This is a genomic window from Chryseobacterium sp. AG363, from assembly GCF_003610675.1.
Taxonomy (GTDB): Bacteria; Bacteroidota; Bacteroidia; order Flavobacteriales; family Weeksellaceae; genus Chryseobacterium; species Chryseobacterium cucumeris.
Map to the genome: position 1 here is coordinate 1954972 of NZ_RAQF01000002.1, position 15388 is coordinate 1970359.

General features: G+C 35.6%; 10 protein-coding genes. All 10 read right to left on the bottom strand.

Annotated features, from left to right (window positions below; all coding sequences use genetic code 11):
* Window positions 1-654: 654 nt before the first annotated feature.
* Window positions 655-1200, bottom strand: a complete 546-nt coding sequence (locus DEU39_RS09000; RefSeq protein ID WP_062671699.1) for a hypothetical protein — start codon at window positions 1198-1200, stop codon at window positions 655-657.
* A gap of 205 nt (window positions 1201-1405) precedes the next feature.
* Window positions 1406-1948, bottom strand: a complete 543-nt coding sequence (locus tag DEU39_RS09005) for a peptidoglycan-binding protein LysM (protein WP_120231683.1) — start codon at window positions 1946-1948, stop codon at window positions 1406-1408.
* 319 nt (window positions 1949-2267) lie between these two features.
* Window positions 2268-6779 (bottom strand): head decoration protein, encoded by a 4512-nt coding sequence (locus tag DEU39_RS09010; protein ID WP_120231684.1) that lies wholly within the window; start codon window positions 6777-6779, stop codon window positions 2268-2270.
* On the bottom strand, window positions 6779-7798 hold the full coding sequence (locus tag DEU39_RS09015; protein WP_062671693.1) for a hypothetical protein: 1020 nt from the start codon (window positions 7796-7798) through the stop codon (window positions 6779-6781). Before DEU39_RS09015 ends, DEU39_RS09010 begins: the two co-directional genes overlap by 1 nt.
* A 13-nt stretch (window positions 7799-7811) precedes the next feature.
* Window positions 7812-8654: a hypothetical protein gene (locus DEU39_RS09020; RefSeq protein ID WP_120231685.1), complete on the bottom strand. Its 843-nt coding sequence runs from the start codon at window positions 8652-8654 to the stop codon at window positions 7812-7814.
* A gap of 325 nt (window positions 8655-8979) precedes the next feature.
* Window positions 8980-9420 (bottom strand): lysozyme, encoded by a 441-nt coding sequence (locus tag DEU39_RS09025; protein ID WP_120231686.1) that lies wholly within the window; start codon window positions 9418-9420, stop codon window positions 8980-8982.
* The gene (locus DEU39_RS09030) at window positions 9417-9986 is read right to left on the bottom strand and encodes a hypothetical protein (RefSeq protein WP_147367575.1); all 570 of its coding nucleotides are present in this window, start codon (window positions 9984-9986) and stop codon (window positions 9417-9419) included. Before DEU39_RS09030 ends, DEU39_RS09025 begins: the two co-directional genes overlap by 4 nt.
* Window positions 9987-10062: 76 nt before the next feature.
* Window positions 10063-11379, bottom strand: a complete 1317-nt coding sequence (locus tag DEU39_RS09035; protein ID WP_120231688.1) for an ATP-binding protein — start codon at window positions 11377-11379, stop codon at window positions 10063-10065.
* Between the two features lie 612 nt (window positions 11380-11991).
* On the bottom strand, window positions 11992-12849 hold the full coding sequence (locus DEU39_RS09040; RefSeq protein ID WP_120231689.1) for a hypothetical protein: 858 nt from the start codon (window positions 12847-12849) through the stop codon (window positions 11992-11994).
* A 245-nt stretch (window positions 12850-13094) separates the two neighbouring features.
* Complete coding sequence (locus tag DEU39_RS09045; RefSeq protein WP_120231690.1) at window positions 13095-15377, bottom strand: SGNH/GDSL hydrolase family protein; 2283 nt, start codon at window positions 15375-15377, stop codon at window positions 13095-13097.
* Window positions 15378-15388 lie beyond the last annotated feature (11 nt).

Below are 15388 nucleotides of genomic sequence, written 5' to 3' on the forward strand. Positions count from 1 at the left end.
TAATATTTTATTGTTATTTTTTACTTAATTGTTATCTTTTGTATACTGCAAATTTATAGTGGTGCTAAAAGTTTCTTTGTAGTGGAAAAAGGAAGTTCGTGTAGTAAAATCACTACACGGTTTATCATTTGGACTTAAATAGGAAAGCCCTCAACATTTTCTAAGTATTGAGGGCCTATATAAATTGCTGTTATTTCTATTATAAAGCTGTCGTAATATAAATTACCGTTTGTGTATAATTTTTCTTTAGGTTTTCACAAAAAAATATTTATAGATTGGTAACTTTATTATCATTGTTATTTAAGAGTATTATGGTAATATAAAGCAAATAACTAATATAATTAATTTGTTATTGTAATGGCAATAGTGCACCAAGCATTCAGCAATCTACTTTCATAAGAGTACAGGCAAACATTAATCGCTTTTGATAACTTTAAATAGATATGAAACGGTTAATGAATTTACTGAATGTTTGGTTTGATGTATTAATTAGATTTCAATGTCCAAAAACATAGATTCTACCTTGCAGCTGACTGATCGTTATTGCCGGATTTTGAATTTTATCTATATTGGTACAATACATAAAAAATCAAAGGCCTCCTGAGGAAGCCTTCGAAACACCAAATCACAAAATATTAATATGAAAAAATTAGCTTATAAAGCTGTTGCAGTATAAGTTACTGTTTGCGTATAAGTTCCCGCTGGTTTACCTAAAATATCAGAAGATGATGATTTCGCTGCTGGAATAGTGTAATCCAGATTCAGTGTTAACGCACTTCCAAGAGGAGCATTTGTAACTAAATTCTGATCTGTTGCAGATAAAACTACAGTATTTTTTGTCCCGCCCATTGTTCCGGCAGCTGTAGCTGCTTTAATAGTCAAAACATTGACAGGGATTAAGTTCGTTCCATTCATAAAATTAGCGCCTCCTGCTTTTACTTTAACATTAAAGTTCTTTGTGGAAGTAACTTTCAAAGAGTTGGCTTTAGTAACGGTCTGATCAGAGTTGTAGTCTGCTGCAGTAACATAGTTAAAATCAACTGTATTACCAATGGCAGTACTTCCTGCATCGATAGAGATCACATCGTTCAGGGTAATGTTTACCGTGGTGGTTGCGGTTGTATTTTGAGCCTGAACATTATTAGTTCCTAATATCATGGCTCCGAAAGTTAAGGCTGTGATTACGATTTGTTTTGTCATGGCTGTATTATTTAATTGTTATTTTTTACTTAATTGTTATCTTTTGTATACTGCAAATTTATAGTGGTGCTAAAAGTTTCCTTGTAGTGGAAAAAGGAAGTTCGTGTAGTAAAATCACTACACGGTTTATCATTTGGACTTAAATAGAAAAGCCCTCAATACTGTCAAAGTATTGAGGGCTTTTCTATTTAGAATTGTTATTTACTTACAATGCAGTGGCGGTATAAGTTATTTTTTGTGTGTAAGTTCCCTGTGGTTTTCCCAGAAGGACCTTAGATGCATTTTCCGCCGAAATGGAGTAGGCAATATTTAAAGACTGTTTGGTTCCTAAACTTGCATTACTCACCAGCACCTGATCAGTTGTAGATAAAGTGACCTCATTCAGGGTTCCCACCAAACTTCCGCCCGGTATTGCCTTGACCTTTAATATATCTACAGGAATTACATTTGCACCACTTACAAAGTGTGCCCCTTCAGATTTTACTTTTACATCAAAATTTTTAGAGGAAATAATGACTAAACTGTTGGGAACAGTCACATTTTTTGATGAATTATAGTCTTTTGTGCTCCCATAATTAAAATCTACAGTACCTTCTGAAGCAACAGAGCCAATGTCCATGGCAATAACGTCCGATAAAATAATATTTACTGATGTACTCACCTGCTCTGAACTTTGTGCCATAATCTGGTTGGTTCCTAAGGCGATTGCTCCCAAAGATAGCGCAATGATAAAAATTTGCTTTTTCATGATTAATAAATTTTAGTGAGGTGTAATAATATTATCATTCTGAATTCATTATAAATCTAATAACAATATATGACATCACCAAAGCTTTTTCACTCTAATGTGAGTGAATGTAGATTTTTCGCCGAAAATCATGGAATCAGCATAGGTATCGTAAGAATAATTGATCAAGTTAACAGTATTGTAATGCTTAAGGAACTTCTCCCTGATAAAATTACTCTTTAAACATTCCATTTTAATAATAAAATATAAATGGCGCCACTTAAAAAAAGTGACGCCATTTTATATGGGTTGTATATTCCTTATTTTGAATTTTCAAGTTTTAATACATCTTATTTTCTGCATATTTATAAACTGTCTTTTCATCCCAAACAAATAATTGAATAGAGCTATACGGTGGTATTTTGTATGAATACCCTGCGCTTTTTATATCGAAGCCCTGCCCATAACTATCACTGGCATTTAATACGAGTATTCTCTGACCTCGGAAAACTTTTCCTAATGTAAATTGCTCACCATACATACATCTGATGACCAGCATTCTATTATCAGAATCATAATACTGAATTCCTGGCTGCTGCTCAATCATTCCATGAGACAATCTCATTCTAGAGTCCTCATTGATAATCTCATCATCAAGGTAGGAAAGACTTCCGTCAGGAATAAATAAAGTATTAGGCTTTTCATCTTTTGATTTAAAGTTTTCAGTAGCCTTTACAGAGCCCTCAACATATACTGGACCGGCAATATTAACTTTATGCGAATCATTAGCCGGTGCACCTATACCAATATTATGGCTCTTTCTATGGAAGTTAATACCTTCCCAACTCTTATATTTACTTGAATATTTATAATACTCACCTTCCAATACAGTTAAATAGAACCCATCCTGTTCATTATATATACCAGATTCTCCGCCATTATATTCATCAGCAACCATTAATCCATTACCTGTATGACTAGTAAATTGCTGGTTTACAATAACACCGTTATTAGACATATAATTCCAGCTATTGATATTACCCTGAGAGAAATCTGCATCACTCCACAATTTAAACCACTTACTGGACCATTTATCATCAATTCCCTTTCTTATTTTAAGCATAGGTATTCCTGCTCCATTGATCTCAGTTTGATTGGCAAAAGCTAATTGGTATGAAGAATCCCCAGTGGATGCAGAGGTACCATCCCAAGGAGCATAAGTCATTACACCTGCATAATTTCCAGTTCCTCCGACATGTCCGGCCTGAATAAAATCAAATCTAACTCTACGACTATTACCATTAGGTGCAACAACTGTATCCGGGTTTCTTGAACCATCTCTTGAAGTAACAAAGTAATTTGTAGCAAAGACTCCGTTTGAATTAGTTAGATTTATCCATTGACCACCTTCCTCTTCAGGTTGAATTGACAGAGTCTGGCTCGTAAAATTAGATGAAACCCAAGATTGAGTAGCCAGAAATACATAACCATCTGTTCTATGATAGATGTAAGGTGCACCTGCTGACAAACCACTTGAGAATCCTAGTGTTTGGGCATTTTCCGCAGAATTAACTTTAGCATCAGGATTAAAATTATTATTGGTCCAAAGCGATTCTCCATCTGACAGTAAAGGAATATTCCCTTTTTTCGTCATCGTTGTTGTATTTATCGCCTGCCAATATTCTAAGTGATTGCTGAATAAAGGAAAATCTATCCTGTGATACCATGTATTATTTCCTGCTATGTGTAAAGAGTTACCATAAGTAGACGGGAATCCGTTACCTGTCGCCCAATCTGTAACACTTAAAGGATAATCAGTTTTTACTGCAGTTGCATCCTGATGGTTCCCTCTTTTCGCAAGATATTCTCCGGGATTTAAATTGTTCGTAGTCCACGGAATGCCTCCCTGAATTTTAACTGCACCACTATCTGAACTTAATAATAAGTCACCACCATTTACAGCTCTCATTGCAAAGCTATCTCCTGCTCCACTCCATACGGCAGAATTTCCATCAGCTCCAATATAGGCTATATCTTTAGATCCATCATACTTTTGCCAGGTCAGATAATTCCCTGTTTGTGCTGTACTTTTCCATCTCCCTAACATAGCTGGAGTTTCTATATTGAAAGCACCTGTCATAGTACCACCATCTTTTCTGAGATAGTTTCCTAAATCTGAAGATGACACAAAATCTGAGGCTAATCTCTGGCCACCACCCGCTGTTAAGATATAGTTATCATTATACCCAACTTTATTGAAACCTCTTGAGGAAACCTGACCGGCATCAGTGAATGTTATACCATTATTTAAATCCCAATCTTCTGCATTATTGGTAACAGAGGGCGCCAATATCAAATTGTTATTGGTAGGTTTCTGAATTGACCAGGATTTATATGAACTGTTTTTTAGTTTGAAAGGTATTCTGTTATAATAGGATTTTGCTGCCGATATAATTTCATCCGTATTTCTCGTCTGGTAATCGCTCGGTTTGAAATTTACATTATCCCAGGCTTTTCTCCATAGTGTCCAATTTCCATTATGCCCACTTCTATACACCAGTTCTCCTGCATCTGCATTAGTATCATTATATTTTATCTGCAACTGTGCTGTAGTATCCTGAGCACCCATGTGCAACATAGGACTATATAGATGCTGAACTCCTCCTGCGTTATTGTTTGCTCTGTAAACTCCGGAACTGGAATACCCTCCAAGACTATTGAAGTTATCATTAAACTGAACTGCTTTTGGAATATAGCTGCTGTCTGCAAAATTAGTTAACCAACTTCTTGTAGCGACTACATCAGACGGTAAAGTAATGATATGGGTAGGATATAAGTCAAGATTAGGTTCTAATGCATGAGACCATCCCAGATTCCAATCCTGATAATAGTTTCCGTATTTAACTTCCACTCTAGCCACTTCAAATGAGAAATACCCATTCCAAAAAGTCTCTGATTCTCCTAATAAAATACTTACATATCCATCAGTCCCAATCCCAATCCTTGCAGTAGTGGTAGGAAAATTATCTGTTACTTCCCATATCGCTTTTGAACCATTAGTAACCAGAGTTCCTGATACATATTTATAGAAAGCGACATTCACTTTACCTAAGTACTGGCTTTCATATCCATAAATATTAATATCAATACTAAACATTGCATGCTCCGGTGAAGCTTGTGGCATTTTAATCGCTAAAATACCCGTATGTCCTCCAACATCATAATAGCCCTGATAAACTTTATTAAATATTCTTACTTTATTTTGGCTTTTATTAATAGATCCCCCATCTTCAAATTCTAAATCCTTTGTACCAAGATTAACATCCTGTGATGCGCCAGTATAAGGAACATAATTATTTAAAGTTGATGTATTAACAAAAGTTGACGGGTTTAAATTATGAGCATCCCAAACCACTCCATTTACTCCGTTTTTAGAGTGTATTATATCATTGTTATTAGATTCTATAATAGTATTAATCGTTGGGTTTCCTATGTATAATGTGGAGGAACCACTATAATTTAACACCTGGTTATTACCTGAAGTAAATGAAGTAGAATAAATACCTTGTTTAGAATAAATCTGACCTGACCGTCCCAGATAATGGGTAGGATGATCCGGATCTCCAAAATGGAAACCAATACCTTCATTCAAACTATTGGCACTTCCCTGATAATAAGAAAGTCCATAAGCATCTGCATTAGCAAATGACCAGATTCTATTTCTTTCATCGGTTTTGTAGAACCTGTTTTGAAATCCTTCATCTGTTTGCACAAAACCTCTTGAATGGATACCATAAGGAGGAATAAACTGGGAGTCGGTATAAGAAGAAGAGGCCAATAAACCACCAGATAAAATAACTTGAGAATTATTACCGTTTAAACCCGCTATAGGTTTATCTGAATCTAATGCCCAATAGCTACCTGTATCTTTCTTCTCCCAAAATGTATTACCAGAAACTAACTCTTCTTTAGTGAGCAAATGTTTAAGATTTATCTGAACCCTTTTTGTACCTCCCGGATCCGGGTGATCCGATACTGAAGTAACTCTGTTATTCCCCTGGTCTAAACCTCCATATCCAACCGTTACTTTGACATCAAACCCCTGCCAGTAAGATAATTGGGTAAACCAAAAACAAAGTTTACCATTTAAGTTTAAGGCCGTAATTCCATTCCAGTAATATAATGTAGAATAGCCGCTATGAGAAATAATAGTACCATTATAGATATGGCCCTGGATCTTACAATCTAAAGGCTGATCATTGCCATACATATTACCTTTAATCTCTAAAAGAAACTGATCTCCATAGTCTACAGAATAATCTACATCAGTTTCAATTAAGGTACCCTGTGGGAAGTTTCTTCCCGAATGATACCAGGAGTCTTCTTTTCTTCGGGAATCATAATCTCCACCGCCTCCCGTCAGAAATTTTTCATTATCTGATCCATCTTTATAATACCCGGCCGATCTCACGTAATCAAAAGCATTGCCATTGATATTCATAAAGTGATACCCATTTGGCCTATACTGTAGTGTAGCAGCGTAAAGCCCCGGCTGATGAAAAGAAATTGCAGGGTAAATTGTATCAGACACACCATTACCTCTTACTTCTAAAGCAACTGCATTATAAGCATTACCTGTAGCTCCTGAAAAGGATTTTCTTACCGGTATATCCTGGTATGTATTGGTTGTTACTAAATTTAAATCAGAAACTATTTCCGCATGGGTTCGTGTGCTAATTTTTTTCGTTACAGAATTCCAAACCATTACAGAACCTGCATCGTTTGGAACACTTTTCACAATTATTTCGCCTTCTACAGCGATATGATTGTTAAAATATTCAGGAGCAATCATTAGTCTAATCTAGCAGTTAAAGTAATTCTATATTCATTCGGGGTAAGAGGTGCCAAAACATCTATTTGTACGTCATTTTCTGATATAACCGTACAGCTTACATTTATTTTTCTATTATCAGCATTACGATAACAGATATAGTCAACATTGATGGTATTCCAGCCATGGGTGATGGGGAAAGTAACGGACGATCCGTCTCCGATGTGCCATGTTTGGGATTTAATTTTTGCATCCAAAACAGCTTTGGTAGATTTTGGAGTCATTGCTTTAGTAATATTGACTCCTTCAATAGCTTCAACATCTGTAGCGATCTGGATCAGACCTTTTACCGAATCTGTAGCGTCTACAATATCAGGAATACCTTTTTCTATAATCTGATAATTTTTAGGGATATTGTAAGCATCATCGGTATTGGCAATAAGATGGTCACCCACAGATACAGGTTCATTGCCCACCCATCCATTGGCTGTAATTACCCATACCATTCCTGTTTTAATTACAGCTGCTGTAGCAGGTGATGGCATCGTCATTGAACCTTCAACAGTAGAAGGAATATAACCTCCCGGCTGATAGATCAGTGCTCCTGTAAGGCTTTGTCCTATGAAGTTTTCAACATAAGTTTTAATCTTATAGGATGACCATGTAAAGGTACCTGACTGAATAGCGTCATTCACAACAATAGAAACAATATCTGCATTGGTAAGATTTCGGCCTGCTACTTTAATAACATGTCCTGAACTATTGGTCAGTATCTGACTTAGCAATAGAAGCCCGCTTGTCTGATTGGTCTGAAATGGATTATTAGTCAGCGGATAATCCGGATGTACATAATTTTCGGCCAAATTAATCCATTCGGTTCCGTTCCATTGATGCAACTGGCCGTTATAATCAATTACCCAGCCTGCAGGAACACCATCCGTACTGGGAAATGAAGTAAATTGTTGAAAACGGGTACGTTGTAGTTCCCCGAAAAAATTATCCTGATTTGCGTTGTTACTGATTACTGCATTGTTATTCATAGTTTTTTATTTTTTATGGTTTAACTTTTAAAATGAGAATGTTAATAGGATTAGCAAGGTCGCCCAGCATCTTGATCTCGATGGTTTGATTGGTTGCATAATCGTCAATATTTATTTTTTTTCCGGTAACACTATCCCGGGCCTGAATGATTACATTTTCCGTTTCAAGGGTATTGGGAAATACTGCACTTCCGGTAATCTGCACTACTGCACTTTCAGCTGTCTGTGAGATCAGCAAAACCTTATCATAGATCTGCTTATTAAATTCCTGTTGATTTTTCGGGCTGCTTAGCCAATCGTAGTCCAATACCAGCTTTACTTTATCTTCACTTGATTCTCCGATAGGAAGAGCTTTTAAAGCTTCAATATCATCACGGTTTTTTTTAATGAAGTTTACTATTTCCTGAAGTTCATCTAAAGACAGATCATTAGACAAGAGGATTTTTCTAATATTTTCTATCTTCAGGGCTAAGTCTTTATCAGCATCTTTCAGTGCATCTACAAAGCTATTTACCTGTATTTTAGTGTACACATTCCCCAATTGATCAGAACTGTCAATTGTAGCAACATTGCTTATTCCAAGTTTGCTTTTCCAGCTGTCAACATGAGCCGAGGTCAGATTACCGGCATTCAATAAAGCCAGATATTCCGAATGAGCTTTTGGGTCTTTTAAGTGTTCCTGAAATGCTTCCGCACTGGCAAATAATTGAAAGATTTCTTCAAATCCTTCAATACCTGTCACAGGGATTAAGTCATCTTTGTGATAAAAAGATAAAAACGTGTCTTTAAACTGGGTTTCTGTTGGAAAATCTCCAGTTTCAAACCAACTTAAAATTGTATGTAATGGTGTACTCATTTGATAATTGATAATTAGTTTTGATAAAATTGTTAATTGGGAAAGGCTTAAAGATGATTTCTATCGTGTGATATTTTAAGCGAGCGAAGAAGTCCATATATCTGCAGATGATGCTATACCACATTGCATTCACTCAGAAAGAATCAATGAAGCGGATTCCACTTTGCGATCTCAAAATATTACAATGATACTATAACATCTTTGCCTGAAACCTGAACTGTATGAGCTGTTTGAAGGCGGAACAAAGTAGGCTGCACATGAATTTGGAGATTTATTTCCAATGATAACAGATGGTTTAAAGTTCCCAGTATTAGCTGGAAATCGTTTATTTAGAAAAGAACAGATCAGCTTCAGCCTTTCTTCTTCGGATGAGTCCGTTTAATGTTTTTCCGGCAGCCGTAATGTATTTTGTGGTAAACCAATTTCTGATTGCCTGCTCTTCTGCTTTTTTATTAATCAAAGAAAATAGTCCGTCTGATCCACCGGTATTGTAAGTGTGTGAAACAAGAGCATCAAATTGATTCTGAGTAAGATTCAGTCTAATTTTACTGTTGACGATTTTTTCATAAGTTGGTAAAACTGATGAAAATAGCTCTATTCCTTTCTCTTTAGTGATGGCAGGATCTTTCATGGTTACTTTTTTCCCTCCGGGATAGTACGTGTTGCCATATCCAATTGTCGGAATTCCTGCAGAATCCAGATAAGGCTTTGAACTGAAACCTTCAAATGATACAATCAGATTGATTCCCTTTTGTGATGTTTTCATGTTTTAAAATATTTGTAGGTGAAAAAGATGAGTATTAAAGTGATTCCAATAATTGTAATGAAAATCCAGGCCAGGATCTCCAATCCATCTGTTTGAATTTTCCTGGTTTCTTCAGAGACTTTTGAAGCCACTTCTTTGACTGTTTCTTTTAAACTTGTTTTCTGGGTTAAATCCTGGATAACATGAGTAGTTTCTCCTTTTCTAAGCTCTGATTTTTCATGGTTGCCCTTTGCGTAAGAGCTGCTGATGGAATATTCTGCATTTCCCACAATAGAAATACGTTGAAGCGTATCACGTCCCACTACATTATGGAAAACAAAGGGATTAGATGCATCCGATTTTCCTTTAATCAATAGCTCTCCGGATATTTCATTTCTCTCTTCCTTCAGCGACACCTCATCCGATATACTGTGAGCTGACTGTGAGCTTTGAAGGATTAAAGAATCAGCTTTTATTTCTTCTGTCTTTTTTGTATTTTCTTTATAAGTGGCTGTAATTTTGTGTTTACTCCGGCAGCCCAACATGAGACTGCTCAATATGAGCAATAACAGAATTTTTGTTTTCATGAGTTTTAGTTTTAAAAATTGAAAAGGCTTATCTTGAATTCTTCAATCCCAGAAAATCCAAATGATATTCAAATTCTTACATAAAGATTTTATCTTCTTTTACGTATTCTTTTTTAATGCTATCCAGCAACATGTCTAAGCTTACTTTGAAACCAGGTTCTTTTAACGCAATTGTTTTTAAACTTACATCCTGTATGATATTCATAATATTAGAGCCGGTTAACTCATATCTTTGAGCAATTTGCTCCAGATCAATATCTTCAAGTTGTAATTGTCCGGGTAAATTTTGCTGCCAGATACGCAGACGCTCTTCATGCTTTGGATTATTAAATTGTATGCAGCTATGAAAGCGTCGCGTAAAGGCTTTATCCATATTATTTTTAAAGTTGGATGCCAGAATAATAAGGCCTGAAAATGTTTCTATGCGTTGCAGCAAATAAGAAACTTCCTGATTGGCATATTTGTCATGGGCATCTTTTACAGAGGTTCGTTTTCCGAAAATAGCATCTGCTTCATCAAAAAATAAAATCCAGTTTTTATTTTCTGCTTTGTTGAATAGTTTAGCTAATTGTTTTTCTGTTTCTCCGATGTATTTTGAGACCAGCATAGAAACATCCACTCTGAAAACAGGACGTTGAGTATATTTCCCTAAAAGGCTGGCCGCAAGAGTTTTTCCTGTTCCCGGTTCTCCATGAAACAACACTCTGAACCCTGGTTTAAGTTTGGTCTGCATATTCCAATCTTCCATCAAAGTCCGGCTGCTATTGTACCAGGCTTCAATACTTTTAAGCTCCTGTAAAGTAGTTTGAGGAAGAATCAAATCTGTCCATGATCGATGGGTGAGTATTTGTTCTGCAGGAAACTCATTGCTCATTTTTGGTAATAATTCCAGGCCAAACATGATCTTTTTAAAAGCTTCTTCATGAATATTAATCTGACTGTTCATTGATGCATGTTCATGGGCTGAACCTGAAAAAACAATGAGCTCTTCCTGATTCAACACTGAATCCGGGCCGAAATAATCCAGTGATTTTAATCTTTCTGAAATACTATCCCCTCCCAAAACGTACTGGACTGCCTGAATTGTAGGATAAAAGAGCCTGCCGCTATCGTTGGTTGAACAGAAGTCAAACAGTGCACTCCCCGGAAACTCCAGATAAATGCGTTTCAGAAATGCGGGATCCAATCGTGGCAATAAAGCCATTAAAAGAATCACAACTTCCTGATGGGCAAGCTCTTTCTCTGAAATATAATCACCTAATTGAAAATTTTCATGGTTATTAGTATTAAATTCAGGAGCTCCTACATTAAAATCCTCTGAAGGATTGTTGATACGCCATGTAATAACCTTTTCTAAATGAGTAAATAATTTTTGTAATTGTTCTGACTCCATTGGTTTTTATCTTTTTTAAGATCCTGTGCTCTGCATCCATTTCACTTTTAAGATGCTTCCACTGATCCTGTCGTTGATTTCAAGAAACCTCAACCGGAAAGTTGCTCACATTCGAGTATCTCTCTACAGTTGACACACTGCTGTTTTTGGAAAGTAGTTCCTTCATTGGAACCCTTCTTTTAAAAGAATAAATCTGCATTTAAAAGAGAAGAAGAGATCCGAAGACCTGCCATTCTGCCTAATGCTTATACATTAAAAAATTCCGGAACTTCAGATGCTAAAAGGTGTGCCAGTGAAAGTCTCTCCGATTGAGGTGGTATTTTTAGTAATGAGAATGTAATGGATTACTTCTCTGCCGCCTTATGATCTTAATATATTTTATAGGGATAGGATGCGGCTTGTTGTATTACATAATAGCAATTACTATGTTGTTGTGTACAGTTCAAAATTAATCCCTTTTTTGTTCTTATAAAAGTTTTCTGCCCTATCTGTACTGTAGTTGCAGTAACTCTTAATTTTTTTTTAAATCAAATGATGGTTTATAGCAGTACTGTAACTTCAGAAGTATGAATAATTTGTACTACTGATTGCTGTCAAGCAATCCCAGCCAGACTATTTTTCATTAATAGAATAACTACATTCGATTCTTACATTTCTGATTTCATTGATATCACCGCCATACCAGGCATCCTGACTTTGTCCGGCATATAAAAAGCCTGTAGTTAAAAGATTATTTGTATCTTCATCAAAGATATCGCATCGTACAGACTCACTCAATCCCGTAAGGTCTGCTTTATAATTAAAGCTTAAATGATCACTTATATCATAATGATCAGTAACCATATCTTCAGCTCTGAATCTGTCACTCCAGTTACTTGCACTTACTCTGTACTGTATAGGCACTTCTGTTTTATTAATAAACTTAATATTTGTATTCAGAACGTTTATCTTTCTTCCAAAATTTTGTTTATAAATAAATACGGGTAACCTTTTACCCTCCAGTGCTCCTAAATCAAAACCTTCAGGAATTGTATTCAGACCATTTCCAAACATTCTAAAAATTGTATAGCTCTGGCTTATTTCATACCTCAAAAGATAATATTCAGTTTCTTTTAATGTTTCTTCCGATATTTCTTTTACTTTAAAGGTATAAGGTGCTCTGCCTAATAAGAATTGTTTTTCCACAGCATTGTCAGTTTGTCTTACAGTGACTATCTGATCTTCTTCATCCTGTGAGCTAATACCAATCCGGAATTTTAAGTTTCCAACTTCATTTGTAGAATAGTAAATGAATGCATTATCAATAAGTGCCAGACTGTTGGCAAGGATTACCATTTCTTTATTGGTCAGGACATCTTTCTTATGCCTTAAAGAATCTATCAATTCCGAAAACTGACCTTGCGTTGGATGTTTACCTGTTTCAAAATAGGTTTTTAATTCTTCTCTTGGGGTTAATTTATTTTCTTCCATTATATTTTATTATTCTTTATAATTGAATTGCCTTTGGCTCAATGATTATTTTTGTTATGTTTTAAAATTCAGGATTCAGTCTTTTTAATTCCTTCAAAAATTTTTAAGTTTCTCTATTCTGCAGTACCGCTTGGTTTTAATAATCGGATGATGGCCTACTTGATTTCAAGGCCGAAGTTCATCTTTTTTCTGTTTCCGGGAAAGTTTTTTGAGCTCTCTGTTCTGTAGTTGCAGTAAGTGTTTTTTTAAAGCCTCAGAGCGTTGAACATTTCGGATGCAATAGCCTCCATTCCCAAATCACCGGGATGAATTGCTACACCTGAATTATTAACGGTATGCCACTGACCATCGTCACCTTTAACTTGTGCTCCCATATAGGATCTGTTTGCAGGAATATCAAGATGAGATATTTTAACAAAGGTTAAGTTATTCTCTGTGGCTACCTGAGACATTGCTGAGTCTTTATTAACATCTGCCCAGAATACACCTCCAATAATGATTTTAGCTGTTGGATTTTTTATTTTTATGTAATTAATCAATGCTGCATATTCTGATTTAAATGTTCCAGAAAAAATGGCGTTCTCACCCAGTCTTATACAAATCAAATCTTTTCCGGACAAATAAGTATCTAATTGAGATTTATCCCAGGTAGATGGAGAAGTTTCCCATCCGGCAATATTTAATACATCAGTGGTTGCAGCAGGTTTAAAAACCTTCATTTTTTCTAAAAAACGATGTACATAATCCTTACTTTTCTCAGATGCAGCCATTCCCCAGCTTCCCCACCAATAAGAAAGAACCGGATGCCTGGCGATCGAATTTCCTAAATGAAGTATATTTGAATAGCCTACTATATAATCCCATGTCACAGAACCATCCGGATTAAATAATAAGGATACTTTTTTCCCGTTAAAAGTAAAATTCTGTTGTAATCCTGCAATTGATGAATTGATAGAAGATAAATCTGATTTTGTAGATATAGGGCTTTCAATATATTCTTTAAGGTATAACTTCATTGGAAGTGATTTCCCTGACACTTGCGTCAGCACTCCGGTGTAATTGTCAGCAGCCCACAGATTTGCTATTGCAGGTATATTATTGACAGGAAATTTTGAAGGGAATTTTAGCCCCACATACTCTCCTTTCGCAAGTATTATCGGATCAATTGTAACAACATTTAACCCGGCATTTAAAGTTTTCTTTATTACATTTGTTTCAATAAACTTCCCGGCCTGATCTAAAAATCCTGTTACTATTTGATAAGCCCCTGCAGTAACTGTTCTGATTTCAATTTTTTCTAATATATGAGAATTTTCAAGCTCTAATTTATTAATTGCGTATCCTTCTATACCATCAGAATCTGCAGAAACACTAGATTCTCCTTTTCCAACCTCAACACCTGTATAGCCATTCTGAGAATAATTTTCTACAATTTTACTAACTGATTTGGAAAGATTGAAAACGGATTCACTTTGCAGAGTAGTTTCATTAATATCCGAAAGCTCAAACCACAGAGCATAATAACTTCCTACACCTGCCTGTACTCCTCCTGAAGTGGTGCTATATTGAACAAATCTATTTCCTGCAGCACCCGGATCTCCATAAAATATTTGAGCTGATGTAGTTGGTAAACAGACAACAGCAGCCATTTCTCCGGTATTAATTTTAATTTTCTGGCTCGTAAAATCAAAATTGTTCCAACCGGCAACTCCCGATTTTTCTTCACTTTCCCAACGCATAATAAATTTTGTACCATCATAGCGTCCGATACAAAACTTTAAATTACCTGCTACTGCAAGTCTTATATTTGCTTTTGTTAAAAATTTATTTGAATCTGAAACTGCTGTCGTATTTGATTTAATATTGTATAAACCAGCTTGTATCCCATCAGGAGAAGTCCCTGCCAATTCAACTCCTATTTTTTTATAAAAACTACCTACTTCTTCTACTGATTTTCTTACCTCGTCAGATTCTCCACCTTTTACTTTATTAACCAGCCAACTATTGATTTGTTTACCTCCCTGAGCGTCAGTATTATTATCAGAGTCAAATTCTAATGCTACATTTATTCCCGGAACAGCTACAAAGTCTTTTTTCGTCACTCCATTACTAACATTCAGAAATACTAATTGTTCATCCAAATCTGCAGTTGTAACTTCAATAGGTACACCGGAAATATTTTTAAAATTGATATAAGTACCTATTGTCCTGGCTTCCCATTTTTCGTAAAGGTCAGGTTCACCCGGCATCCATACTGTTGGTGAACTGTTTGGAAATGCTTCTCCTTTAACAATTGATTTTGTACTGGCTACTGCATCATTTACAGCTTTTAAAAGAGTTTGTTCAACTTCTTTATCCAATTTATTATCTAAAGAAGCTTGTAAGCCTTTTATAGCTTCCAAATCCATCACTTCATCTTTATGCCAGTATGAATCTATCAAATCAGAAAATTGATTTTGTGTGGGATATTCACCGGTTTTAAAATAGGTTTTTAATTCTTCTCTTGGGGTCAATTTATTTTCTTCCATTATATTTTATT